General features: G+C 75.1%; 21 protein-coding genes. 11 read left to right on the top strand and 10 right to left on the bottom strand.

Features of this window, described 5'->3' with window-relative positions; all coding sequences use genetic code 11:
• Positions 1-2 precede the first annotated feature (2 nt).
• From ACFY00_RS07375 to nucS, 3 genes are read right to left on the bottom strand one after another with little or no spacing between them, the layout of a single operon-like run.
• Positions 3-1205 (bottom strand): nucleotidyl transferase AbiEii/AbiGii toxin family protein, encoded by a 1203-nt coding sequence (locus ACFY00_RS07375; RefSeq protein WP_388028209.1) that lies wholly within the window; start codon positions 1203-1205, stop codon positions 3-5.
• Positions 1202-1867 (bottom strand): hypothetical protein, encoded by a 666-nt coding sequence (locus ACFY00_RS07370; protein ID WP_388028207.1) that lies wholly within the window; start codon positions 1865-1867, stop codon positions 1202-1204. Before ACFY00_RS07370 ends, ACFY00_RS07375 begins: the two co-directional genes overlap by 4 nt.
• A gap of 57 nt (positions 1868-1924) precedes the next feature.
• Positions 1925-2584 (bottom strand): endonuclease NucS, encoded by a 660-nt coding sequence (nucS, locus tag ACFY00_RS07365; protein ID WP_388028206.1) that lies wholly within the window; start codon positions 2582-2584, stop codon positions 1925-1927.
• 556 nt (positions 2585-3140) lie between these two features.
• On the opposite strand from nucS, the gene ACFY00_RS07360 reads away from it, so the two are divergent.
• Positions 3141-3533 carry an SCO5389 family protein gene (locus ACFY00_RS07360; protein ID WP_388028204.1) on the top strand — a complete coding sequence of 131 codons (393 nt, stop codon included), beginning with the start codon at positions 3141-3143 and terminating at the stop codon, positions 3531-3533.
• A 184-nt stretch (positions 3534-3717) separates the two neighbouring features.
• Here ACFY00_RS07360 and ACFY00_RS07355 read toward each other — a convergent pair whose 3' ends face one another.
• Positions 3718-4827: an LLM class flavin-dependent oxidoreductase gene (locus ACFY00_RS07355; RefSeq protein WP_388028601.1), complete on the bottom strand. Its 1110-nt coding sequence runs from the start codon at positions 4825-4827 to the stop codon at positions 3718-3720.
• A gap of 428 nt (positions 4828-5255) precedes the next feature.
• Between ACFY00_RS07355 and ACFY00_RS07350 the strand changes: the two genes are divergently transcribed.
• Positions 5256-5567: an ATP/GTP-binding protein gene (locus ACFY00_RS07350; protein WP_388028203.1), complete on the top strand. Its 312-nt coding sequence runs from the start codon at positions 5256-5258 to the stop codon at positions 5565-5567.
• 14 nt (positions 5568-5581) lie between these two features.
• On the opposite strand, the gene ACFY00_RS07345 is transcribed toward ACFY00_RS07350, so the two are convergent.
• A complete protein-coding gene (locus ACFY00_RS07345) occupies positions 5582-6349 on the bottom strand; it encodes an ABC transporter permease (protein WP_388028200.1) in 768 nt (255 codons plus the stop codon).
• A gap of 2 nt (positions 6350-6351) precedes the next feature.
• Entirely contained in the window at positions 6352-7323 is a 972-nt protein-coding gene (locus ACFY00_RS07340) for an ABC transporter ATP-binding protein (RefSeq protein ID WP_388028198.1), read from the bottom strand.
• A 96-nt stretch (positions 7324-7419) separates the two neighbouring features.
• On the opposite strand from ACFY00_RS07340, the gene ACFY00_RS07335 reads away from it, so the two are divergent.
• A complete protein-coding gene (locus tag ACFY00_RS07335) occupies positions 7420-8211 on the top strand; it encodes an alpha/beta fold hydrolase (protein WP_388028196.1) in 792 nt (263 codons plus the stop codon).
• A 110-nt stretch (positions 8212-8321) separates the two neighbouring features.
• Here ACFY00_RS07335 and ACFY00_RS07330 read toward each other — a convergent pair whose 3' ends face one another.
• The 3 genes from ACFY00_RS07330 to mce all read right to left on the bottom strand — a co-directional run bounded on the left by ACFY00_RS07330 (position 8322) and on the right by mce (position 14537).
• Entirely contained in the window at positions 8322-9251 is a 930-nt protein-coding gene (locus ACFY00_RS07330) for a cellulose-binding protein (protein WP_388028194.1), read from the bottom strand.
• 108 nt (positions 9252-9359) lie between these two features.
• Positions 9360-13763 carry a hypothetical protein gene (locus ACFY00_RS07325; RefSeq protein ID WP_388028193.1) on the bottom strand — a complete coding sequence of 1468 codons (4404 nt, stop codon included), beginning with the start codon at positions 13761-13763 and terminating at the stop codon, positions 9360-9362.
• A gap of 339 nt (positions 13764-14102) precedes the next feature.
• Positions 14103-14537, bottom strand: coding sequence for a methylmalonyl-CoA epimerase (gene mce, locus ACFY00_RS07320; protein WP_388028190.1), 435 nt, complete (start codon positions 14535-14537; stop codon positions 14103-14105).
• Positions 14538-14780: 243 nt separating this feature from the next.
• Between mce and ACFY00_RS07315 the strand changes: the two genes are divergently transcribed.
• On the top strand, positions 14781-15971 hold the full coding sequence (locus ACFY00_RS07315) for an acetyl-CoA C-acetyltransferase (protein ID WP_388028189.1): 1191 nt from the start codon (positions 14781-14783) through the stop codon (positions 15969-15971).
• A gap of 89 nt (positions 15972-16060) precedes the next feature.
• Positions 16061-17014 (top strand): methylmalonyl Co-A mutase-associated GTPase MeaB, encoded by a 954-nt coding sequence (gene meaB / locus ACFY00_RS07310; RefSeq protein WP_388028187.1) that lies wholly within the window; start codon positions 16061-16063, stop codon positions 17012-17014.
• Between the two features lie 8 nt (positions 17015-17022).
• Here the strand turns inward: meaB and ACFY00_RS07305 are convergent, their stop codons facing one another.
• A complete protein-coding gene (locus tag ACFY00_RS07305; protein WP_388028184.1) occupies positions 17023-17541 on the bottom strand; it encodes a MarR family winged helix-turn-helix transcriptional regulator in 519 nt (172 codons plus the stop codon).
• 191 nt (positions 17542-17732) lie between these two features.
• Between ACFY00_RS07305 and ACFY00_RS07300 the strand changes: the two genes are divergently transcribed.
• The 6 genes from ACFY00_RS07300 to ACFY00_RS07275 all read left to right on the top strand — a co-directional run bounded on the left by ACFY00_RS07300 (position 17733) and on the right by ACFY00_RS07275 (position 22725).
• Positions 17733-18713 carry an MBL fold metallo-hydrolase gene (locus ACFY00_RS07300; RefSeq protein ID WP_388028182.1) on the top strand — a complete coding sequence of 327 codons (981 nt, stop codon included), beginning with the start codon at positions 17733-17735 and terminating at the stop codon, positions 18711-18713.
• Positions 18714-18758: 45 nt separating this feature from the next.
• Positions 18759-20156, top strand: coding sequence for an ATP-binding protein (locus ACFY00_RS07295; RefSeq protein WP_388028179.1), 1398 nt, complete (start codon positions 18759-18761; stop codon positions 20154-20156).
• Positions 20153-20572, top strand: coding sequence for a roadblock/LC7 domain-containing protein (locus tag ACFY00_RS07290; protein ID WP_388028177.1), 420 nt, complete (start codon positions 20153-20155; stop codon positions 20570-20572). The genes ACFY00_RS07295 and ACFY00_RS07290 overlap by 4 nt, the downstream gene beginning before the upstream one ends.
• On the top strand, positions 20569-20922 hold the full coding sequence (locus tag ACFY00_RS07285; protein ID WP_388028175.1) for a DUF742 domain-containing protein: 354 nt from the start codon (positions 20569-20571) through the stop codon (positions 20920-20922). The genes ACFY00_RS07290 and ACFY00_RS07285 overlap by 4 nt, the downstream gene beginning before the upstream one ends.
• 70 nt (positions 20923-20992) lie before the next feature.
• Complete coding sequence (locus tag ACFY00_RS07280) at positions 20993-21541, top strand: ATP/GTP-binding protein (protein ID WP_388028598.1); 549 nt, start codon at positions 20993-20995, stop codon at positions 21539-21541.
• Entirely contained in the window at positions 21538-22725 is a 1188-nt protein-coding gene (locus ACFY00_RS07275; protein ID WP_388028172.1) for a cytochrome P450, read from the top strand. The genes ACFY00_RS07280 and ACFY00_RS07275 overlap by 4 nt, the downstream gene beginning before the upstream one ends.
• Positions 22726-22860: the final 135 nt, after the last annotated feature.

The raw sequence follows: 22860 nt of genomic DNA, 5'->3' as shown, positions 1-22860 counted from the left end.
CGTCACCGCAGGAGCTGCTCCAGGCTGACGTGCCCCCGGGCGAGGATGCGTGCGTACCCCGCCCAGGCCGGGCGGGCGAGCAGGGTGTCCAGCGGGTCGGGGGCGCCGGGGCCGAGGGCGGCCTGCAGGAGGCGGCGGGCGAGGCCGAGGGAGGCGCCGCGGGCGAGCAGCCAGGCCTCGGCGGCGTCCAGGCCCCCGGTGGTGTGGGCCGCCCGCAGCGGGGCCAGCCAGCCCTCGGTCCACCAGGCGGCGCGCTCGGCGTCCGGGACCTCGGCGAAGGTCGGGGCGAGGGCGGCGGCCAGGCGGCGGGTCAGCTCCTCGCCGGAGGTGGTCAGTTCCGGGTACTCGGTGCGGAAGTGCGCCCAGTCGGCGGTGCCGGTGTCCGGCCCGGCGCCGGGCACCGCGTCCGGGCCGGGCGGGGCCTCGGCGAGCCACGCCTCGCCGGAGGTGAACACCTCGCGCAGCACCCCGTACCGCAGCGCCGTCGACTCGGCGAGCAGCACCGCGTCGTACAGGTCCTTGGGCTGCGGGTAGGAGTCGGTGGCCAGCCACAGCAGCTTCCAGGCGAGCGAGAGCTCCCGCCCGGCGACGTTCAGCACCGCGCCCGGGGCGGTCTCCAGCGGCTCGGGCGGCACCGGCAGGTGCTCGGTGAAGACGAAGTCCAGCTGGACGCCGCCGCCGGGCAGTCCGTCGGCCTCCCAGGGCAGCAGCAGGCGGCGGCCGGGAACGCGGTCGTACGTCCAGATCTCCTCGCTGACGGCCTCCGCCGGGAGGAAGCGCACCGCCCCGGTGGTCGGGACGGCGTCGGTCAGGTCGGCGAACAGTTCGTCGGTGCGCGGGTCCTCGGGCAGCCAGTCGGCGGGGGTGAGGACGAAGTCCAGGTCGCCCGGCTCGCGGGCGGCCGCGCCGAACCAGGTGCGCAGCACGACCGAGCCGCGCAGCACCAGGTGGTCGGCCCAGCGGGAGGCGGCGACGGCGGACAGCACGGCGTCCGTCGCGGTGCGGCGGGCGGCCGGCCAGGCGGTGGCCAGGGCCGGGTCGGCGAAGCGCGGGTCGGTGGCCCGGTACGCGCGGGGGTACTGCTTGAGCGACGGGTCGAAGACCGCGGCCTGCCGGGCCCGCCCGTCCGCGAGCGGGCGGAACGTCAGCGGCAGGTCCTCGGGGAAGCGGCGGGCCAGCTCGGCGGCGTCGGGGGCTTCGTTCACGGCAACTCCTCGTTCGGGGGCCCGTCGTGGAGCCAGCCCTCGTCCAGGGCGAGCGCCGAGTCGTGGACCACGTACTCGCGTTCGGCCTTCAGGGGCGGGAAGCCGGCGGTGCCGAGGGCGGTGGTGAGGCGGTTCAGGCGGGCGCCGGCGGTGGTGAGGCCGACGCGGTGGCAGCGCTGGGTGACGAAGTAGTGGCGGTGGCCGTCGGGGTCGGTGCGGCGGGCGTTCCAGGAGACGTGGGCGTCGTGGCCGCGGGCGGCCCGGGCCAGGGCCTCGCGCGGGGTGCCGGGGGCCGTCCGGACCTTCACGTGGTGCTCGAAGTAGCGGGCGGGGTCGGCGAGTTCGGCCTCGGCGTCGGTGCGCGGGACGCCCGGCGTCCAGGGCGCGGCCTCGATCTTGACCCGGACGGGGGTGAACCCGGCGCCGCGCAGCCGGGCGGTCTCGGCGGCGGCCCGGTGGTGCTGCGCGGCCAGCGTGCCCTCGGCGCGCCAGGAGAGCATCGGCTGCGAGGGGTGCCGCCCGCGGGCCAGCAGGATGTGGGTGAACTCCAGGCCGTGCGCGGCCGCCCAGGCGGCCAGCGCGTCGGCCTCGGCCGGGGCCAGCGTCAGGTGGGTCTCGTACGGGCCGGACCACGGGGCCCCGGGGGTGCTGCGAACGGGCATGCCGGGATTGTGGCAGCCCGTACCGACGGCGCCCCGGGCCGGGCGGGTGGGCGGGTCCTAGAAGAGCTTGAGCTTGTCGTCGTCGATGCCGCGCAGCTCGTCGTAGTCGAGGACGACGCAGCCGATGCCGCGGTCGGTGGCCAGGACGCGGGCCTGGGGCTTGATCTCCTGGGCGGCGAAGACGCCCTTGACCGGGGCCAGCAGCGGGTCGCGGTTGAGGAGTTCGAGGTAGCGGGTGAGCTGCTCGACGCCGTCGATCTCGCCGCGGCGCTTGATCTCCACGGCGACGGTGGTGCCGTCGGAGTCGCGGCACAGGATGTCGACCGGGCCGATCGGGGTGGGGTACTCACGGCGGATCAGCTGCCAGCCGGAGCCGAGCACCTCCATCCGGTGGGCCAGCAGCTCCTGCAGGTGGGCCTCCACGCCGTCCTTGATCAGGCCGGGGTCGACGCCCAGTTCGTGCGAGGAGTCGTGGTGGACGTCCTCCAGGGTGATGATCAGCTTCTCGCCGGCCTTGTTGGTGACCGTCCACACGCCGTCGGCCTCCTTGAGGGAGCACGGCGGCGACATCCAGTTCAGCGGCTTGTAGGCCCGGTCGTCGGCGTGGATGCTGACGCTCCCGTCGGCCTTCACGATCACCAGGCGCACGGCGGAGGGCAGATGTGCAGCGAGGCGGCCCGCGTAGTCCACGGTGCACTTGGCGATGACAAGACGCATGGGGACAAGCCTAAGGCCCGCGGGGAGTGCCCCGGTCCGCGTTCGATTCCGCGGGCCGGAACGGCCCGCTCCGCTCCGGTGGGGCCGAAGCGGCGCAATCCCGAGACAGCCGGTCCGGGCGGACGGGAACCGGGAGCCGTTTGAAGCGAGTGCGCGCACGGCAGGTGTGGGCCGGGCGGGAGGGGCGAAGCATGGTGACCGCACGGACACGTGCGGTGAGGGGTGCCTGCTCGCTGCGGGGGGTTGGGACACGTCGGATTCCGGCCAATCTCGTCCAGGAAGGGGCGTTCCGGGCGGCAATCCGTCGATTCACCAACCCGGGTGAGGGGGGTCCTGCCAGGCTGGTCTGACCCCCGGCCCGAACCCCCGACGCGCGGCGTCCGCCGGTGCGTCACACCCGCACCGTTCGAACGGCACGCGTGGTTCACCGCACGTCCGTCCCGCCGTCCCCGGCGCACCGCGCCCCGGCAGCACCCCCAGCACCCACCAGCACCCCCAGCACACCGGCACCACCGCCCCGGCGACCACGTCGGAGCGGACCGCGAGAGGAGAACCCATGTCGCTCGACGTCTCACCGGCCCTGTTGGAGAAGGCCGAACGAGGCGAGGTCGACGAGCGGGAGTTCGTCGACTGTGTCCGCACCTCGCTGCCCTACGCCTGGGACATGATCAGCTCGCTGGTCGCCCAGCTCAAGGTCGACGGAACCGACTTCGCCGACAACGACGTGCCCCCGCCGAGCGAGAAGGAGCGCGGCCAACTGCTCCGCGCACTGGCCAGCGACGCGATCCGGGGCGCACTGCAGCGGCACTTCGGCGTGCAGTTGGCGTTCCAGAACTGCCACCGGGTCGCGGTCTTCGCCCCCGGCCCCGACACCGAGGCGCGGCTCGCCCGCTTCACCTCGATCCGGGGCCAACTGCTCAACCAGTCGCCGGAGCTGCGCGACTGCTGACGGAGCCTCCGCGCACCCGCCGCGCCGCCGTCGGCGCGCCACCGCTGCGCACCACCGCTGACGCACCACCGTCGAAGCACCGCCGTTGACGGGCCGTCAGCACCCCTGCGGGCGCCGAACGCGGGTCACCCCGGGTCCCAGCATCCCGGGGCGGCCCGCGGCCGCGTGCGGGCCCGTACGGCGCTCAGGCCAGTTGCGGCAGCACCTCCGCGCCCAGCCGGGCCAGGTTGTGCAGCGTCGCCGCGGTGTCGCCCGAGCCCTCCGCGAGCAGCGCGAAGCGCCGGACGCCGGTGCGCTCCGCGGTCGCCAGCAGCCGGTCCGCGCACTGCCGGGGCGTGCCGACCGCGTGCAGGTCGCACAGCAGCTCGGTGTACGCCCGCGGGTCGCGCATGGTGCGCTCCCGGCCGTCCACGGTGCGGTGCGCGCCCAGGCCGTGCGCGAAGAAGTCCGGCATCGCCCGCAGCAGGCTGGCCCGGGCCGCCCCCGCCCGGTCGTCCACCTGCGCCACGCCCGCCGCGACGTGCTCCCGCTCCACCCGGGCCAGTTGCTCCTCGCCGCGCCCCGCCGCCCGCCAGGCCGCCCGGTACGCCGCCAGCATCTCCCGCTTGTCCTCGTCGCCCGAGTGCATGCCCAGCAGCATCGGCAGGCCCCGCTCCGCGGCCGTCCGCACCCCGCCCGGCGAGGTGCAGGCGACCACCACCGGCGGGCCGGAGCGGGCCGGGGCCGCCTCGTCCTGGCGCTGGCGCGGGATCACCGGCGCCTCCAGGCCCAGCCAGTTCGCCAGCTCCCCCCGCCGGGCCGGTTCGGCCGCCCGCGGCACCACCGCGACCTCCGGGAAGGCGAACTGCGGCCCCGCCGCCCCCACCCGGGCCCCGCGCAGCCAGCGCAGCAGCAGGTCGAGGCGCTCCGGGAAGCCCCGCTCGTACGCCTCCAGGCCGCCGCCGAACACCGCCAGGTCGATCCACGGCCCGCCGCGCCCCACCCCCAGCGTGAACCGGCCGCCCGAGGTCAGGTGCAGCAGCGCCGCCTGCTCGCCCAGCGCGACCGGGTGACGGGTGCTCAGCACGCTCACCGCCGTCCCCACCCCGATCCGCCGGGTGCGGCCCAGCAGCAGCGCGGCCAGCGTCGCCGCGTCCGGGCAGACCCCGTACGGGACGAAGTGGTGCTCGGCCAGCCAGACCGCGTCCAGGCCCGCCCGCTCGGCGGCCAGCGCGGCCGAGACCGTCCGCTCCAGCGCCTCGCCGTGGCCCTGGCCCGGGAACTGCGCCGACAGCAGGAAGGCGCCGACCCGGATCGCGTCCGTGCCGGTGCCCGGGGACTGCTCGGCGGCGGGCTGCGCCGCGGGCACCACCCCGGTGCGGACCCGCCGCGGGGAGGCGGAGCGGGCTTCGGGGCGGGCGGTGGTCTTCGTCATCGGGTGCCTCCATCGGTGCCGCGCAGGGTCGCGGGCCCCGCCGTGTCACCACGTGAGTAACCCATGTCATGTGCCAATGGCACGCCGAATCCCCGAATTCCCCGGGGGAAGGGTGGATTACCGCCGAAACCCCGGCAGCCGACCGGCCCGCCGTGCTATTGGGGCCCGAGGGGGCGGTGGGGCGGCCGGTGGCTCCCGGTGCCCGCACCCGGTACAACGCGCCGGGCCGCTGTCCGGTCACCGGCTGGGAGCGGCGGCCCGGCGGCCCGTACCCTGGGAGGACAGCGCGCCGATGGAGAGGGAGTCCCGTGTCACCCCGCCGCAACCGGATCGAGAAGCCCGAGGACCGCGGCAGCGGCGCACCGATGGGGAGTTCGCTGCGCCGGGTGGAGGAGTACCGGGGCGAGGAGTGGGTGGTGCAGACCGTGGCCGGGACGGCCGGGCGGTACTACCGGTGCCCCGGCTGCGACCAGGAGATCCCGCCCGGCGTCGGCCACGTGGTGGCCTGGCCCGAGCACGGCGGCGTCGACGACCGGCGGCACTGGCACCGGGCCTGCTGGGGAGCGCGGGAGCGCCGCGGCTCCAACGTCCTGCGGGGCCGCGGCGCTCCGAAGTACTGACGGCCGACGGGGCCTCAGGCGTCGCGCTTCCTCAGGACGAGGTAGCCCCCGAGCAGGGCCGCGGCCGTCCACGCCGCGCAGATCAGCAGGCCGGCCCACGGGCCGTACGGCAGGTCGTCGGTCGGGAAGACCTGGCTGATGGCGCCGCCCGTCTGGTCCGGGAAGTACTTGATCCAGTTCTTCACCACGGGGACGATCGACAGGATCGGCGAGATCAGCAGGATGAACGGCACCAGGATCGCCAGCGCCAGGATCTGGTGCCGTACCATCACCGTGACGCCGGCCGAGAGCAGGCACAGCAGGGTCAGGTAGAGCGCGGTGCCGAACACCGCCCGCAGCACGTTCTCCGCGCCCAGCGAGGTCGACAGCCCGCTGCCGAGCGCGGCCTGCCCGACGAAGAAGGCGACGAACACCGTCACCAGCGAGGCGGCCAGGGCCAGCGCGCCCAGCACGGCGGTCTTCGCCGCCAGCAGGGTGCCGCGCTGCGGGACGGCGGCCAGGGAGACCCGGATCATGCCGCTGCTGTACTCGTTGCCGACGGCCAGCACGCCGAACACCACGATGGCGAGCCGGCCGAAGGCGACGCCGATGAACGAGATGGCGGTGGCGTCGAACGGCCCGCCGCCCTCGGTGAAGTCCGTGGGGTTGTTCCGGGCGACCAGGCCGATCACCAGGCCCAGGGCGACGGTGATCAGGAAGACCGAGACCAGCGACCAGACGGTGGAGCGGACGCTGCGGATCTTGGTCCACTCGGACTGCGCGACAGCGGGGAACGCGGCCATCCTCAGCTCTCCTTCGCCGGCTTGCGGTCGTTCCAGCCCGCGCCCCAGACGGGCGGCGGCTCGGGGGCGCCGGCCCCCATGTGGTACTCCACCGAATCGGCCGTCATCTGCATGAACGCCTCCTCCAACGAGGCCTGCTGCGGGCTCAGTTCGTGCAGGGTGACGCCGTGCGCGGCGGCCAGGTCGCCGAGGACGACCGGGTCGCCGTCGACCACCTCCCAGGCGCCGTCCGGGCCGGGTTCGGCCCGCAGGCCCGCGCCGTGCAGGGCGTTCAGCAACTGCTCCTGGTGCGGGGTGCGCAGCCGGACGGCCGAGCGGGAGTTGCGCCTGATGAACTCGGCCATCGGCAGGTCGGCCAGCAGCCGCCCGCGGCCGATCACCACCAGGTGGTCGGCGGTCAGCGCCATCTCGCTCATCAGGTGGGAGGAGACGAAGACGGTGCGGCCCTCCGCGGCGAGGCGCTTCATCAGGTTGCGGATCCACAGGATGCCCTCGGGATCGAGGCCGTTCACCGGCTCGTCGAACATCAGGGTCTGCGGGTCGGCCAGCAGCGCGGAGGCGATGCCCAGGCGCTGGCCCATGCCGAGCGAGAAGCCGCGGGCGCGCTTCCCCGCCACCGCGGTCAGGCCGACCAGGTCGAGCACCTCGTCGACCCGGGCGCGCGGCACCCGGTTGGACTGCGCCAGCCACAGCAGGTGGTCGTACGCGGTGCGGCCGGGGTGGACGGCCTTGGCCTCCAGCAGGGCGCCGATCCGGCGCAGCGGGTCCTGGATCTCGGCGTAGCGCCTGCCGCCGATGGTGACCTCGCCGCTGGTCGGGCGGTCCAGGTCGAGGATCATCCGCATGGTGGTGGACTTGCCCGCCCCGTTCGGGCCGAGGAACCCGGTGACCACGCCCTCCGGAATGCGGAAGCTCAGATCGTCGACGGCCAACTTGTCGCCGTAACGCTTCGTCAGGTGGTGCAACTCGATCATCTGCCGCTCCTTGGTCTCCGGCCAGGTTAGGGCAGAAAGCGGATGAATCGGACAACCTGTGACCGGGGCGTGCCCCCCGGGCCCTACGGTGGAACCATGACCTCGCCCAGCGCGCCGACCGTCCGCGAGAACGGCACCGGCACCCCGCTCGTCCTGCTGCACGCCTTCCCGCTCTCCGCGCGGATGTGGGAGGTCCAACTGGAGCGAGTACCCGGCCCGGCCGGGGACGACGCCCGGGCCGTCGCGCCGGACCAGCGCGGCTTCGGCGGCGCCCCGCTCGGCGACCCGCCCCCGTCGCTGGACACCGCCGCCGACGACCTCGCCGACCTGCTGGACTCGCTCGGCGTCGAGCGGGCCGTCCTGGCCGGGCTCTCCATGGGCGGCTACGTCGCGATGGCCTTCGCCCGCCGCCACCCCGAACGGCTGGCCGGACTCGTCCTCGCCGACACCAAGGCCACCACCGACACCGACGCCGTCCGCGCCAACCGGGAACGCATCGCCGCCGCCGTCCTGGAGCGCGGCAACGTCGACCTGCTGCTGGAGGAGCGGATGGCGGAGAACCTGCTCGCCCCCGGCACCGACCCCGAACTCGTCGACGCCGTACGGCAGATGATCGCCGAAGCCGACCCGGCGGCGGTCGCCTGGGCGCAGCGCGCGATGGCCGCCCGCCCCGACTCGCTGGACGAACTGGCCGCCCTGGAGGTGCCCGCCGCGGTCATCGTCGGCGAACTCGACACCGTCACCCCGCTCAGCGAGGCCCGGATGATGGCCGAGGCGCTCTCCGACGCCGAACTGACCGTCATCCCGGCCGTCGGCCACCTCTCCTCGCTGGAGGCCCCCGAGACCTTCAACGCCGCCGTCCGGGCCCTGCTCAAGCGCGTCAAGTAGGCCCTGTCCGGGAACGCCGCAGGGGCCCGGAGCGCGAGCTCCGGGCCCCTGCGGGCACTTCAGGACTTCAGCGGTGTCCCGACAAGGCCGACCGGCGGTCGGCCGGGCCGTCAGCGCGACTGCTGCGCGGGCACGCCCAGCGAGTCGTCGTTCGGCAGCGAGGCGGCGGCGACCGCCGCACCCGTCAGCGTGGCCAGCATCTCGCGGACGTTGGTCAGCTGGGCGTTGATCGAGTCGCGGCGGTTGGTGAGCGCCGCCAGCTCGCGCTCCGACTCGCTGCGGACCCGGTCGGCCTTGGCGTTGGCGTCGGCCACGATGTCCTCGGCCTGGCGCTGCGCCGTCTCGATGGTCTGGCGGGAACGGCGCTCCGCGTCGGTGCGCAGCTTCTCCGCCTCCAGGCGGAGCTGCTCGGCGCGGTGCTCGATCTCGGCCAGGCGCTTCTCGGCCTTGGCCTGACGGGCCGCCAGGTCGCGCTCGGACTGCTCCCGGCGCTTGGCCAGGTTGGTCTCGAACTCCAGGGCGGCCTGGGCGGCCTTGGTGCGGGTCTCCTCGAAGAGGGCGTCCGCCTCCTCGCGCTTGTTCTGCGCGTCCTTGTTGGCCTCGGCGCGCAGCTGGGCCGCGTCCGACTTGGCCTTGTCGACGATCCGCAGACCCTCGTCCTCGGCCTTGGCCTTGCGGTCCTTGGCGTAGTTCTCGGCCTCGGTGCGGACCTGCTGCGCGGCGGCCTCGGCGAGCTCGCGGTGCTGCTCGGCGGCGCGGTGCGCCTCGTCGCGCAGGTCCTTGGCCTCCTCCTCGGCGAGGCGGAGGATCTTCTCGACGCGGGCGCCGAGACCGGCGTAGGAGGGCTCCGACTCGGTGACCGCGGCCTGCGCCGTCTGGGTCTCCAGGTGGAGCTCCTCGATGCGCTTCTCCAGCGCGCTGATCCGGGAGAGGGCGCTGTCCCGGTCGGCCACCAGCTTGGCGATCCGCTCGTCGACCTGGGCGCGCTCGTACCCACGGCGTACCAGGTCGAAGCCGTGCGGGGAGTGACTGTCGCTCATGGGATTTCTGGGCTTCCTGTCGTCAAACCGCTGAGATGGTTGAGGGAATCCTGACACGGTACCGGAGTGTCAACGGCGAAACACCGTTGGTTCGCGGACAATGTCCGCTCAATCGGGTGGCGCGCCCCCGGAACGATTGCCTCCCGACCGCGGAGAGCCCACTCCGGCACCTGCCTTGGGCCCTCCGTCCTTCTTGCTTCCCCCGTTGCCGTGGGCCGACGGCGCGGGCGCCTCGAACGCCTCCAACGCCGACAGCACGTCCTGGACCCGAGAGATCTCGGTGTTGATGTCCTTGCGCCGACGGACCAGTTCGTCCAACTCCCGCTGGCCCTCGTCGGTCACGCGCTTGGCCTCCGAGCGGGCCTCGGAGAGCAGCCGCTCCGCCTCCTCGGCGGCCAGCCGCAGCTGCTCCTCGGCGTCCGAACCGGCCCGCCGGACCCGCTTGTCGGCCTCCTCGTCGGCGCGCTTGAGACGCGACGCGGCCTCGTCGGCCGCCGCCTCCAGCTGCTCCTCGGCCTCCATCTCGGCGGCCTTGAGCTTCGCCTCCGCCTTGATGATCAGCGCCTCGGCCCGGGTGGTGGAGTCCGCGAGCTTGTTCTCGGCCTCCTTGAGCAGCGTCTCCGCCTTGCGCACCGCCGAGATCCGCACCCGGCCCGCCTCCGCGGACGCCTCCGAGGTCAGCTCGGACGCCCGCGCCTCGGCCGCCGCGATCAGCTCCGCCGCCCGCTCCTCGGCCTCCGCGACCTGCGCCTGCGCCTGCTCCTCGGCCTCGGTCAACTGCTCCTGGGCCGCCGTCACCAGCGCGTCCACCCGTTCGCCGGCCGACTTCATCGCCTGCGCGTTCTCCTTGCGGGCCCGCTCGTGCAGCGCCTCGATCTCGGCGTCGGTGCGCTCGCGCAGCTCCTCGGCCCGCTCGCGGATCGCCGTGGAGTCCCGACGGGCCTCCGAGAGCAGCGCGTCCGCGTCCGCCCGGGCCTTCTCCACCTCGGCCTTGCCCCGCGCCTCGGCCTCGGCCCGCAGCCGCTCCGCCTCCTGGCGGGCCGCCGCGACCATCGCGTCGGACTGCTCCTCGGCCGCCGCGGCCACCGCCAGCGCCTCCGCCTGGGCCTGCTCGCCGAGCTGCTCGGCGTCCGCGAACGCCTTCTCCAGCACCGACTTCGCCTGCTCGCGGGTCGCCTTGTCGTACGCCTCGGCGGCCTCCCGGGTCTCCCGGTCGAAGGCCTCGGCCCGGCCGCGGATGTCCGCGTCGAACTCCTCCGCCAGCATCCGGGTCGCCAGCGCGTACTCCTCGGCCTCCGAACGCAGCGCACCCGCCCGCTCCTCGGCCTCCGCCAGCGCCGCCGCCGCCAACTCGTCGGCCTCGGCCAGCACCCGCTGCGCCCCGGCCTCCGCCTCGGCCCGCTGCTGCTGGGCGAACTCGGCCACGGCGGCCCGCAGTTCGGCGGTCTCGCGCTCGGCGGTGGCCCGCAGCTCGCGGTCGTACGCCTCGGCCTGCTCGCGCAGCTCCGCGGTCTCCCGCTCGGCGGCGGCCCGCAGTTCGGCGATCTGGCCGGTCGCCTTCTCGTGCATGCCCGCCACCGACTGGCGGACCTCCGCGGCCTCCTGCTCGGCCGCCGCGACCAGCTCGGCGGCCCGCGCCTCGCCGTTCGCCCGCAACTGCTCGGCGGCGTGCTCGGCCCGCTCGCGCAGCTCGGCGGTCTCGCGTTCGGCGGTGGCGCGCAGCTCGGCGGTCTCGCGTTCGGCGGTGGCCCGCAGCTCGCGGTCGTACGCCTCGGCGGCCTCGCGCAGCTCGGCGGTCTCGCGCTCGGCGGTGGCGCGCAGTTCGCGGTCGTACGCTTCGGCGGCCTCGCGCAGTTCGGCGGTCTCGCGTTCGGCGGTGGCGCGCAGTTCGGTGCTCTCGCGCTCGGCCGCGGCGCGCAGTTCGCGGTCGTAAGCCTCGGCGGCCTCCCGCTGCTCGGTGGTCTCCCGCTCGGCGGTGGCCCGCAGTTCGGCGGTCTCGCGCTCGGCGGTGGCCCGCAGCTCGCGGTCGTACGCCTCGGCCTGCTCGCGCAGTCGGGCGGCCTCGGCCCGGTCGGCGGCGGCCTCGGTGCCCAGCGCCTCGGCGTCGGTGCGGGCGGCGGCGAGGGCCTGCTCGGCCTGGGCGCGCAACTGCGCGGCCTCGGCCTCGGCGGCCTCGCGGGTCTGCGCGGCGTCGGTGGCCGCGGCCTCGCGGACCTGCGCGGCCTCGCCGTCGGCGGCGGCCCGGATGGCGGCGGCCTCGGCCAGTTGCTCGGCGGTCCGCGCCTGGTCGCGCTCCAGGTCGGCGCGGGCGGCCTCGCGAGCGGCGGCGGCCTCCTCGCGCAGCGCCTGCGCGGCGGCCTCGGCCCGTTCGGCGACCGCGCGGGCGGCCTCCTCGGCCTCGGCGCGCACGGCCCGCCCGGCCTCCTCGGCCTCGGCGCGGTGCTGCTCGATCCACTGGGCGGTGTCGGCACGCAGTGCCTCGGCGGCGGCCGCGGCCTCGGCGCGGACGGTGTCGGCCTCGGCGGCGGCCTGCTCGCGCAGCTCGGCGCCGTGCCGCTCGGCGGCGGCCCGGGCCTCCTGGGCGGCGGCCTCGGCGGCGGCGAGCAGCTCGGTGCGGGCCTGCTCGGCGGCACCGGTGATCTTCTCGCCCTCGGCGCGGGCCCGGGCGAGGGTCTGCTCGGCCCGGCCCTGGACGGCGGCGGCCTGCTCGCGGGCCTCGCCCAGCAGCCGCTCGACCTCCTCGCCCGCGCCGGAGCGCAGCGCGTCCGCGTCGGACTTGGCGCTGGTCAACAGCTCCTCGGCCTGCTTCGCGGACTCCTCGATCTGCACCGCGGCCTGGCGGCGGGCCTCGGCCCGGACCCGCTCGGCCTCGGCCTCGGCGGCGGCGCGCTGCTCCTCGGCCTGCTCGCGGGCCTGGGCGGCCTCGGCCTGCATCCGCTCCAACTGCTCGCGGATCGAGGCGGCGTCCTCCATGGCGGCGTTCTGCGCCTGCTCGACGGCCTCGCGGGCCTGCTCCAGCAGGGTCCCGGCCTCGGACTTGGCGTGCTCGACCAGCCGCTCGGCCTCGGCGGCGGCCTCGCCGCGGGTGCTCTCGGCGTCGGCGCCAGCCCGGGCGAGCACCTCCTCGGCCTGCTTGGCGGCGCGGGCCAGCCGCAGCGCCGCGTCCTTGGCGCCCTCGGCGCGGCCGGTCTCCTCGGCCTCGGTGCGGATCCGCTCGGCCTCGGCGGCGGCGGCCTCGCGCAGCGCGGCGGCCTCGGCCTCGGCGGCGGCCCGGCGCTCGGCGATCTCCGCCTCGGCCTCGGCGCGCAGCTCGTGGGCGACCGACTCGGCGGCACTGCGCAGGCGCTCGCTCTCCTCGCGGGCGGCGGCCTTGGCGGCGTCCGCCTCGGCCTGCACGGTGGCGGCGGCGGAGCGGATCAGCTCGGCCTCGCGGGTGGCGGCGGCCACCATCTTGGCGATCTCGGCGCGGGCGGTGGCGGAGCGCTGCTCGCTGGCGGCGGCGCCGTCGGCGACCTTGCGCTCGGCCTCGCTGGTGGCCTCGGCCTGCAGGCGCTGGGCGGCGGCGGTGGCCTCCTCGCGCATCCGGGCGGCCTCGGCGCGGGCCCGCTCGGTCTCGGCCAGGGCCTCGGCGCGCAGCCGCTCTATCTCGGCCTGGGCGCCGGACAGGGCGGCCTCGGCGCGCTCCTGGTCGGCGAGGGCCTGCTGCTTGAGGGCGGTGATCTCGGCCTCGGCGGCGGCCAGCTTCTGCTCGGCGGCGGCGTGCGCCTCGGCGAGCTGCTGCTGGGCGGCGGTGAGGGCGGCGGCGCGCTGCTCCTCGGCCTGGGCGCCGGTCTGCTGGGCCTGCTCGGAGGCGGCGCGCAGCAGGCGTTCGGCGTCGGTCTGGGCGCGCAGCAGGGCGGCCTCGGCCTGGGCCTGGGCCTCGCCGCGGGCGGCGTCGACGTCGGCGGCGGTCTGGGCGCGGGCCTGGTCGGCGAGGGCGGCGGCCTCGGCGCGGACGGCGGCCATCATCCGGTCGGCCTCGGCGCGGGCCTCCTGGAGCAGGCGCTGGGCCTCCTGCTCGGTGCCGGCGCGGGTCTGCTCCGCCCAGTTGACGTTCTCGTTGACGTGGCGCTCGGCGGCGGCCCGGAACTCGGCGAGCTCCTCCTCCAGCCGTCGGCGCCGGGCGTTGAACTCGGCCTCCAGCTGGGCGGTCCGCTCGGCGGCCTCGGCCATCATCCGCTGGGTGGCGGCCTGGGACTCGCGCAGTTGGCGCTCGGCGTCCGCGCGCAGCGCCTCGGCCTGCATCTCGGCGTTGCGCAGGAGCTGTTCGGCCTGGCCGGAGACGGAGTCGAAGGCGCGCGGCTGGGCGAGCTGCCGACGGGCTTCGTGCAGCTTGGCCCGGAGCACCTCCACCTGGTAGGCGAGGTCGTCGGCGTGCTCGATGGTCTTGTCCCGCTCCTTGCGGGCCTTCTCCAGCTCGGCCTCGAACTTGGAGAGGTGATCCTCAACCTCGTAGCGGTCGTAGCCCCGCACTCCGCGGTCCCATCCATCTCCTGGTCGCGTCCTCGACCGGGCCGTTCCGCCGCGCGGGTTCGCGGGCGGATCGGTTGGTCCTTGCAATCGCTCCGCCGTCCGGGTGGACTCCTGAGCGACATGTTGCCTCTGGAGAATGGTGACAGATCCGAACGGCGACCGTCCGGCCGTGCCCGCGTCGTGGACTCCCCTGCGGTGCGCGGACCGGTGGTACCAGCGCACCTGGGCATTGTAGTGGGAGCCGCTCCCGGGGGAATGGGGGCGAGGTGCTTTTCGGAAGTTACCGACCAGTTCGTTACCGACCGGTCGGCTCCCGTACCGGCTGAGGACCGGCCCCGGTCAGTGCGCGGACGGGTCCGCGGCGGTGACCAGCTCGGTCAGCACGCCGCCGCAGTCCTTGGGGTGCAGGAAGGTGATCCGCGAGCCCATCGAACCGCGCCGCGGCTCGTCGTACAGCACCCGCACGCCCTTGCCCGCGATCGCGGCCGCGTCCCCGTCCACGTCGGCGGTGCCGAAGGCGATGTGGTGCACGCCCTCGCCGTTCTTGGCCAGCCACTTGGCGACCGTCGAGTCCTCCCGGGTCGGCTCCAGCAGCTGCAGGTAGGAGGCGCCGCCGTCCCCGGTGTCGTTGATCTTCAGCATGGCCTCGCGGACGCCCTGCTCCTCGTTGACCTCGCTGTGGAACACCTCGAAGCCGTAGGTGGCGCGGTAGAACTCGACGGTCTTGTCCAGGTCGAAGCAGGCGATGCCGATGTGGTCGATGCGGGTCAGCACGGTGTCCTCCGGAAAGGGTGGGACGGCGAGGGATGGCACCCAGTGCAGCGCATCCCGGCGACCGGACGCCAGCGGGCCGCGCTGCGAGTCTGCTCACACGTTCCGGCCCGGTTCCGGCACGGTGTTCACTGGGGAGTGCCAGTAGTGCTGATCACATCGCCGCGCCGGTGACGCAGAGGTGACCGGTCAGTACATTGACGGCATCCCCATACCCTCTGGTCCGACGCGCGAAGGGGCTCGTCCATGACTACTTCTGTGATCGTCGCAGGTGCCCGCACCCCGATGGGACGGCTGCTCGGGTCGCTCAAGGGCTTCTCCGGCGCCGAGCTCGGCGGCTTCGCGATCAAGGCGGCACTGGAGCGGGCCGGCATCACCGGCGACCAGGTGCAGTACGTGATCATGGGCCAGGTGCTGCAGGCCGGTGCGGGCCAGATCCCGGCCCGGCAGGCGGCGGTCGCGGCGGGCATCCCGATGAACGTCCCGGCGCTGACGATCAACAAGGTCTGCCTCTCCGGGCTGGACGCGATCGCGCTGGCCGACCAGCTGATCCGGGCCGGCGAGTTCGACGTCGTGGTGGCCGGCGGCCAGGAGTCCATGACCAACGCCCCGCACCTGCTGCCGAAGTCCCGCGAGGGCTTCAAGTACGGCGCGATCGGGATGCTCGACTCGATGGCGCACGACGGCCTGACCGACGCCTACGAGAACATCCCGATGGGCGAGTCCACCGAGAAGCACAACACCCGCCTCGGCATCACCCGCGAGGTGCAGGACGCCATCGCCGCCGCCTCCCACCAGCGCGCCGCCAAGGCCCAGGCCGACGGCGTGTTCGAGGCCGAGATCGTCCCCGTCGCCATCCCGCAGCGCAAGGGCGACCCGGTGCTGTTCAGCCAGGACGAGGGCATCCGCGCCGACACCACCGTCGAGGGCCTGGCCAAGCTGCGCCCCGCCTTCAGCAAGGACGGCACCATCACCGCGGGCACCTCCTCGCAGATCTCCGACGGCGCCGCCGCCGTCGTGGTGATGAGCAAGGCCAAGGCCGAGGAGCTGGGCCTGAGCTGGATCGCCGAGATCGGCGCGCACGGCAACGTCGCGGGCCCGGACAACTCGCTGCAGTCGCAGCCGTCCAACGCGATCAAGCACGCGCTGGCCAAGGAGGGCCTGGAGGTCGGCGACCTCGACCTGATCGAGATCAACGAGGCGTTCGCCGCCGTCGCCCACCAGTCGATGAAGGACCTGGGCGTCAGCGACGAGATCGTCAACGTCAACGGCGGCGCGATCGCGCTCGGCCACCCGATCGGCATGTCCGGCGCCCGCGTGGTGCTGCACCTGGCGCTGGAGCTGCAGCGCCGCGGCGGCGGGGTCGGCGCGGCCGCGCTGTGCGGCGGCGGCGGCCAGGGCGACGCGCTGATCGTCAAGGTCCCCGCGCAGGGCTGAGCCGAACCCCAGGGACCCCCAGGACCCCCGCAGGGCCGCCCGCGCGGCCCGGCGGGGCGTCCGTCTTTCTGCTGCGAGGAGCGATTTCGATGGCCGATGTGGCGACGCTGGTCGACCAGGCCCGGCAGGGCCGTCCCCGGGCGGTGGCCCGACTGATCACGCTGGTGGAGAACGCCGCGCCCGAACTGCGCGAGGTGATGGCGGCGCTGGCCCCGTACAGCGGGCGGGCCTACACGGTGGGCCTGACCGGCTCGCCGGGGGTGGGCAAGTCGACCTCCACCTCGGCGCTGGTCAGCGCCTACCGCAGGCTCGGCAAGCGGGTCGGGGTGCTGGCGGTCGACCCGTCCTCGCCGTTCTCCGGCGGCGCGCTGCTCGGCGACCGGGTGCGGATGCAGGAGCACGCCACCGACCCGGAGGTGTTCATCCGCTCGATGGCCACCCGCGGCCACCTCGGCGGCCTGGCCTGGGCCGCGCCGCAGGCGCTGCGGGTGCTGGACGGGGCGGGCTGCGACGTGATCCTGGTGGAGACCGTCGGCGTCGGGCAGTCCGAGGTGGAGGTCGCCGCGCAGGCCGACACCGCGGTGGTGCTGCTGGCCCCCGGCATGGGCGACGGCATCCAGGCCGCGAAGGCGGGCATCCTGGAGATCGGCGACGTGTTCGTGGTCAACAAGGCCGACCGGGACGGCGCGGACGCCACCGCCCGCGAGCTCAACCACATGCTCGGCCTGGGGGAGTCCCGGCAGGCGGGCGACTGGCGGCCGCCGATCGTCAAGACCGTCGCGGCCCGCGGCGAGGGCGTGGACGAACTCGTCGAGGCGCTGGAGAAGCACCGCGGCTGGCTCGCCGAGACCGGCGAGCTCGACGCCCGCCGCCGCCGCCGGGCCGCCCAGGAGGTCGAGGCGATCACGCTGGCCGCGCTGCGCGCCCGGATCGGCGACCTGCGCGGCGACCGGCACCTGGACGCCCTGGCCGGACAGGTCGCCGCGGGCGAGCTCGACCCGTACGCGGCGGCGGACCGGCTGGTGGCCGAGCTGACCTCCTGAGGCCGCCGTCAGCCCCGGCCGCGGAGCCCGCGCAGGTGCTCGGCGATCGGGGCCAGGGCCGCGTACATCGCGTCCAGCTGCTCGTCGGTGAGCCGGTCGATGAAGTGCTCGCGGACGCTGCGGACGTGGTCCGGGGCGACCTGCTGCAGCGTCTGCCAGCCGTGCTCGGTGAGGTGCGCGTACAGGCCGCGGCGGTCGCCGGGGCACTCCTGGCGCAGCACCAGCCCGGCCGTCTCCATCCGGGTGATCTGGTGCGAGAGGCGGCTCTTGGACTGGAGGGTGGCGGTGGCCAGGTCGGTCATCCGCATCCGGCGCTCGGGCGACTCGGAGAGCACGACCAGGATCTCGTAGTCGTTGATGGCCAGGTTGTGGCTCTGCAGCTCCCGGCTCAGCTGGTGCTCGAGCAGCTTGCCGACCTCCAGGTGGGCGCGCCAGAAGCGCTGCTCGCGGGCGTCGAGCCACGGGGTCTCCGCCGCTCCCCGCGGGGAGGGGGAGACCTCGGGCGCTGCGGTCTCTGAGGTGTCCATGGGATCGAGTATAGCCGAAGTTGTTCAATGTTGTACGAATTCACAACCGCCGCCCCGGCCCGGCCCCCGGGGTGCGGACGAACTGCTCCGTGCTCGCACAACCGCCGCCCCGGACGGCCGAATTGAGCCAGTCATGTCCAATTCCCGGGTCGGAGTCGGACAGTGACACAGCGTTGGGCATAATCGCGCCCATGACGACCCGGAGTGCGCACTTCCATTCGATAGCCGACGGTATATACGCATGGCAGCCGCAGCAACGCGGTTGGGGCCTGGCCAACTGCGGCCTGGTCACCGACGGCGGCCGCGCCCTCTGGATCGACACCCCGTACGACCGCACCCTGGCCGGCGAGTTCCTGCAGCGCACCCGGACCGTCCTCGCCCCCGGCGCCGAGGTCGACCGGATCGTCGTCACCCACGCCAACGGCGACCACATGTGGGGCGCGGGCGTCCTCCCCGACGCCGAGGTGATCACCACCCGCGAGGCGCTGCACCACATCGCCTACGAGCCGACCCCCGAACAGCAGCACGCCCTGCTGCAGAGCCTCGACAAGGGCGGCGACACCGGCGCCTACCTGCACGAGCACTTCGGCTGCTTCAACTGGGCCGACACCCCGCCCGTCGTCCCCGACACCGTCTTCACCGGCGAGCTCGAACTGCGCGTCGGCAGCATCCCGGTGCAGGTCAGCAGCCTCCCGCCGGCCCACACCAGCGGCGACCTGATCGTCCACCTGCCCACCCGCTCCACCGTCTTCACCGGCGACGTCGTCTTCGGCTCCACCGCCGACCGCCCCGGCGACCACCCCGTGCACTGGGCCGGCCCGCTCGGCAACGTCATCGACGCCGTCGAGCGGCTGCTCGACACCGGCGCCGAGACGATCGTCCCCGGCCACGGCCCGCTGCTCACCCGCGCCGACCTGCGCGCCCACGCCGGGTACCTGCGCTACGTCCGCGACCGCGCGCACGCCCTGCACGCCGCCGGGAGCACCGCCGCCGAGGCCGCGCAGACCGTGATCGACGAGGCCCGCTACCCCGAACTCGGCCTCCCCGAGCGGCTGCTGGTCACCATCGGCACCGAGTACCGGCACCTCGACGGCACCGAGCCGCCCGCCATGCTGGAGGTCGTCGGCCGGATGGCCCACCTCGCCCGGCAGCGCGAGGCCCGCACCGCCTGACCCCAGCGCACCGTCCCCGCCGCGACGACTTCCCCCGAGGACCCCATGGCCGAGATCGTGCTCGCCCTGCTGGCCGGCGCCGCCCTGACCGCCGCACCCCTGCTGTGGTCCACCCGGCGCGCCGTCCGCACCGCCCGGGCCGCCACCCGGCGCGCCACCGAGGCCGACCACCGCGTCCAGGGCGCCGAGGTCCGGGCCCGGGCCGCCGAGACCCGGGCCCGCGAGAACGAGGAGCACGCCCGGGCCGCCGAGGCCCGGGCCCGCGCCGCCGACGCCCGGCACACCCTCGCCGAGGACCGGCTGGCCGCCGCCGTCCGCGAGTTCGCCCACCTCGCGCACGAACGCCTCCCCGCCGCCGCCACCGCGCTCACCCACCCCCGCACCCCCGTCCCCGGGCCGCTCGACACCACCGGCGGCAACGAGGAACTGCACCGCGCCCTGGACGCCGTCCTCGGCGCCGCCCTGCGCGCCGCGCTCGCCGAGCGCGAACGCACCGACGCCGCCGCCCGGGCCGCCCTGCGCGGCGCCGCCTCCAAGATCCAGGCCCTGCTGATCCAGGTCCGCTCCCTGCTGGAGGAGATCCAGCTCTCGGTCGACGACCCCCGGCTGCTCGCCCTCGACTTCCGCAACGAGCTCACCCTGCGCCGGGTGCAGTCCCTCGCCGTGCTCTCCGGCGCCTGGCCGGGCATGACCCGCGAGGACTCCCCGCTCGCCGAACTCTGCGTCGGCGCGCAGTCCCGGGTCGCCGGGTACGCCCGGATCGAGATCACCAACCACCTGCGCGAACCCCGGCTCGCGGTTGCCGCCCGGGCCGCCGAGCCCGTCGCCATCGCGCTCGCCGAGATCCTCGGCAACGCCACCGCCTACTCCCACCCCGAGACCCGGGTCGTGGTCGCCATCGAACAGGGCAGCTCCGGCGCCCTCGTGGTGGTCGACGACATGGGCGTCGGCATGGAGCCCGACCAGCTCGAACGGGCCGCCGAACTGCTCGACGGCCAGGCCGAGGTGCTGCTCACCGAGCTCGGCGACCCGCCGCAGGCCGGCTTCGCGGTGATCGGCCTGCTCTGCCGCCAGTTCGGCTTCGGCTGCCGGGTCGAACCCTCCCCGTACGGGGGCGTGCGGGCCATCCTGCGGCTGCCCGCCGACCTGCTCACCCTGACCGACCCGGCCGCCCCGCTCTCCGCCCTCGCCCCCCGGCCGATCACCCAGAGCACCCCGGTGTTCGACGCCGGCGACGCCCTGCCGACCCGCAAGCGCCGCACCCCCCGCGTCCCGCAGCAGGACGCACCGTCCCCCCTCCCCGCCCCGGCGGGCACCACCCCCGACCGGGCCCGCAGCGCGTGGTCGGCGCTCCAGTCCGGCACCGCCGCCGGACGCAGCGCCGCCGAACGCCCCGCGGGCCCCCAGGGACCCGCCGCACCCGAAGGAGTCGAAACCCCGTGACCGCCCAGCTCCGTCGCCACACCGAGGACCTCTCCTGGGTCCTCACCCCGCTGCTCGACCTGCCCGGCGTGCAGAACGCCGTCATCGCCACCGGCGACGGCCTGGTCACCGGCCACTCCGCCGACCTCGGCCGGGACGGCGCCGACCGGGTCGCCGCGATGACCGCCTCGCTGCACGCCGCCGCCCGCGCCTTCACCACCGCCTTCACCGGCGCCGAGCAGGTCGCCCTCACCCAGACCGTGGTCGAGTCCGCGCACGGCTACGCCGTGGTCACCCCCGCGGGCGAGAACTCCTCGCTGGCCGTCTTCGCCCTCCCCGGCGCCGACCTCGGCACCATCGCCTACCAGATGCAGGTCCAGGTCGCCGCGCTGGCCAGGGCGCTGGCCAGCCCCGCCCGGGAGGCGAGCCGCACATGACCACGCCCCCGCGCCGCCGCCTCGTCCCCGCCTACCTCGCCACCCACGGCCGCACCGCCGCCACGGGCGCGGGCACCCTGGACCGGCTCAGCGTGCTGCACGCCGCCGCCGACCTCCCGGCCGGACTCGGCGGCGAGCACCGCCAGTTATGGGAACTGGTCCGCCCCGGCGCCCTGACCCTCGCCGAGGCCGCCGCCCACCTCCGGCTGCCCGTCAGCGCCACCGTCTTCATCGCCGCCGACCTGGCCGAGCGCGGCGCGCTCTCCGTCCGCGCGCCCATCCCCTCCGCCCAGCCGGTCAACCGGGACCTCGCCGAAAGGCTCCTCAGTGGACTTCGCGCCCTCAAGTAGCAACGCCGCCCTGCTCGGCGACGGGCCCGCCGGGGCCCCGGCCTACCTGCCGCCGACCGACCCGGTCCTGATGAAGCTCATGGTCACCGGGCCGTTCGGGGTCGGCAAGACCACCCTCGTGCGCACCCTGTCGGAGATCCCGACCCTGCACACCGAGGAGACCATGACCGCGGCGAGCGTCCCGGTCGACGACATCAGCCGCACCCCCGGCAAGAGCGCCACCACCGTCGCCGTCGACTTCGGCCGACTCACCCTCGCCGACGGCGACTTCGTCCTCTACCTGTTCGGCACCCCCGGCCAGCGCCGCTTCCTGCCGCTCTGGGAGGACCTCGCCCGCGGCGCCCTCGGCGCGCTCGTCCTGGTCGACACCCGCAGCCTCGCCGACGCCTTCGACGCGATGGACCTGATCGAGGAGGCCGGACTGCCCTACGCCGTCGCCGTCAACCGCTTCCCCGACACCCCGCCGATCGCCCTCGACGCCGTCCGCGCCGCCCTCGACCTCGACCCCGCCACCCCGCTGGTCGAACTCGACGCCCGCGAACGCGGGGGCGGCGTCGACGCCCTGATCGCCCTCGCCGAACACGTCCTGGACCGCCTGCCCCAGGAGAGCGCCCCGTGACCGCCCCCGCCCCCCGCACCGCCCTCCACGGCCGCCAGTTCGCGGCCGACCCGCACGCCCACTACGCCCGGCTGCGCGACCGCGGACCGCTCGCCCCCGTCGAACTCGCCCCCGGCGTCGACGCCTGGCTGGTCACCGACTACCACGTCGCCCTCGAAGTCCTCCGCGACACCGACACCTGGACCCGCGACCCGCGCCGCTGGCAGGCCACCCAGCCCGCCGACTCCCCGCTCCTCCCGCTGTTCGGCTGGCGCCCCACCGCGCTCTTCTCCGACGGCCCCGCCCACACCCGCTACCGCCAGGTCATCACCGACAGCGTCGGCATCCTCGAACCCCACCTGCTGCAGCGCGACACCACCGCCGTCGCCGAACAGCTCATCGCCGAGTTCGCGGGCACCGGCAAGGCCGACCTGCTCGCCGAGTACGCCTACCGGCTGCCGCTGCTCATCCTCACCTCCTGGTACGGCGTCCCCGACCCGGACATCGACCGGATCAGCACCGCGATGAACCGCGCCTTCGAGACCTCCTCCGGCGCCGCCGCCGCGTACGCCGACCTGGTCGCCGTCATCACCGAACAGGTCGCCGACCGCCGCACCGCCCCCCAGCACGACCTGATCTCCGCCTTCCTCGGCCACCCCGCGCAGCTCGCCGACGACGAGGTCGTCCGGCACATCACCCTCACCCTGATGGCCGGGCACGAACCCACCGCCAACCTGATCGCGGGCGCGCTGCTGCGGATGCTCTCCGACGACCGGTACGCGGGCTCGCTGCACAGCGGTGCGATGACCGCGCACGACGCGGTCAACGAGGTGCTCTGGAACGACCCCCCGCTGTCCAACTTCTCCCCGCACTACGCCCGGCGCGAGATCGTCTTCCACGGCACCCCGCTCACCCCCGAGCAGCCCGTCCTGGTCTCCTACGCCTCCGCCAACGCCCAGGCGGCCCTCACCCCCGCCGAGAGCGAGTCCCTCGGCGGCTCCTACGCCCACCTCGCCTGGGGCGCCGGACCGCACCGCTGCCCGGCCCGCCAGCCGGCCGTCCTGATGGCCGTCACCGCCATCGAGTACCTCATCAGCCGCCTCACCGACCTCCGCCTCGCCGTCCCCACCGCGGACGTCCTCTGGCGCCCGGGGCCGATCCACCGGGCACTGGTCTCCCTCCCGGTCGAGTTCACCCCCGTGTGAGAGCGCCGGACGCGCACCGACAGGACGCGCACGGTCAGGACGCGCACCGACAGGGGCGCGGGGAACTGCGCGCAGCGGAGGAGCACGTCAGCAAGATCGCGAGACAGTGCAACTGGCTGTCCCACGTCGCGATCC

Origin of the sequence: Kitasatospora sp. NPDC001540, assembly GCF_042894345.1 — a bacterium.
GTDB classification, from domain to species: Bacteria; Actinomycetota; Actinomycetes; order Streptomycetales; family Streptomycetaceae; genus Kitasatospora; species Kitasatospora phosalacinea_C.
This window is presented reverse-complemented; position numbering and strand designations above follow the sequence as displayed.

What these genes read in the sequence shown, in the direction of transcription:
- ACFY00_RS07285 (WP_388028175.1), top strand. Translation starts at nt 20,569, where the DNA reads ATGACCACGCCCCCGCGCCGCCGCCTCGTCCCCGCCTACCTCGCCACC.
- ACFY00_RS07330 (WP_388028194.1), bottom strand. Translation starts at nt 9,251, where the DNA reads ATGAGCGACAGTCACTCCCCGCACGGCTTCGACCTGGTACGCCGTGGG.
- ACFY00_RS07340 (WP_388028198.1), bottom strand. Translation starts at nt 7,323, where the DNA reads ATGATCGAGTTGCACCACCTGACGAAGCGTTACGGCGACAAGTTGGCC.
- ACFY00_RS07360 (WP_388028204.1), top strand. Translation starts at nt 3,141, where the DNA reads ATGTCGCTCGACGTCTCACCGGCCCTGTTGGAGAAGGCCGAACGAGGC.
- meaB (WP_388028187.1), top strand. Translation starts at nt 16,061, where the DNA reads ATGGCCGATGTGGCGACGCTGGTCGACCAGGCCCGGCAGGGCCGTCCC.
- ACFY00_RS07335 (WP_388028196.1), top strand. Translation starts at nt 7,420, where the DNA reads ATGACCTCGCCCAGCGCGCCGACCGTCCGCGAGAACGGCACCGGCACC.
- ACFY00_RS07300 (WP_388028182.1), top strand. Translation starts at nt 17,733, where the DNA reads ATGACGACCCGGAGTGCGCACTTCCATTCGATAGCCGACGGTATATAC.
- ACFY00_RS07315 (WP_388028189.1), top strand. Translation starts at nt 14,781, where the DNA reads ATGACTACTTCTGTGATCGTCGCAGGTGCCCGCACCCCGATGGGACGG.
- ACFY00_RS07345 (WP_388028200.1), bottom strand. Translation starts at nt 6,349, where the DNA reads ATGGCCGCGTTCCCCGCTGTCGCGCAGTCCGAGTGGACCAAGATCCGC.
- ACFY00_RS07305 (WP_388028184.1), bottom strand. Translation starts at nt 17,541, where the DNA reads ATGGACACCTCAGAGACCGCAGCGCCCGAGGTCTCCCCCTCCCCGCGG.
- ACFY00_RS07295 (WP_388028179.1), top strand. Translation starts at nt 18,759, where the DNA reads ATGGCCGAGATCGTGCTCGCCCTGCTGGCCGGCGCCGCCCTGACCGCC.
- ACFY00_RS07370 (WP_388028207.1), bottom strand. Translation starts at nt 1,867, where the DNA reads ATGCCCGTTCGCAGCACCCCCGGGGCCCCGTGGTCCGGCCCGTACGAG.
- nucS (WP_388028206.1), bottom strand. Translation starts at nt 2,584, where the DNA reads ATGCGTCTTGTCATCGCCAAGTGCACCGTGGACTACGCGGGCCGCCTC.
- ACFY00_RS07280 (WP_388028598.1), top strand. Translation starts at nt 20,993, where the DNA reads ATGAAGCTCATGGTCACCGGGCCGTTCGGGGTCGGCAAGACCACCCTC.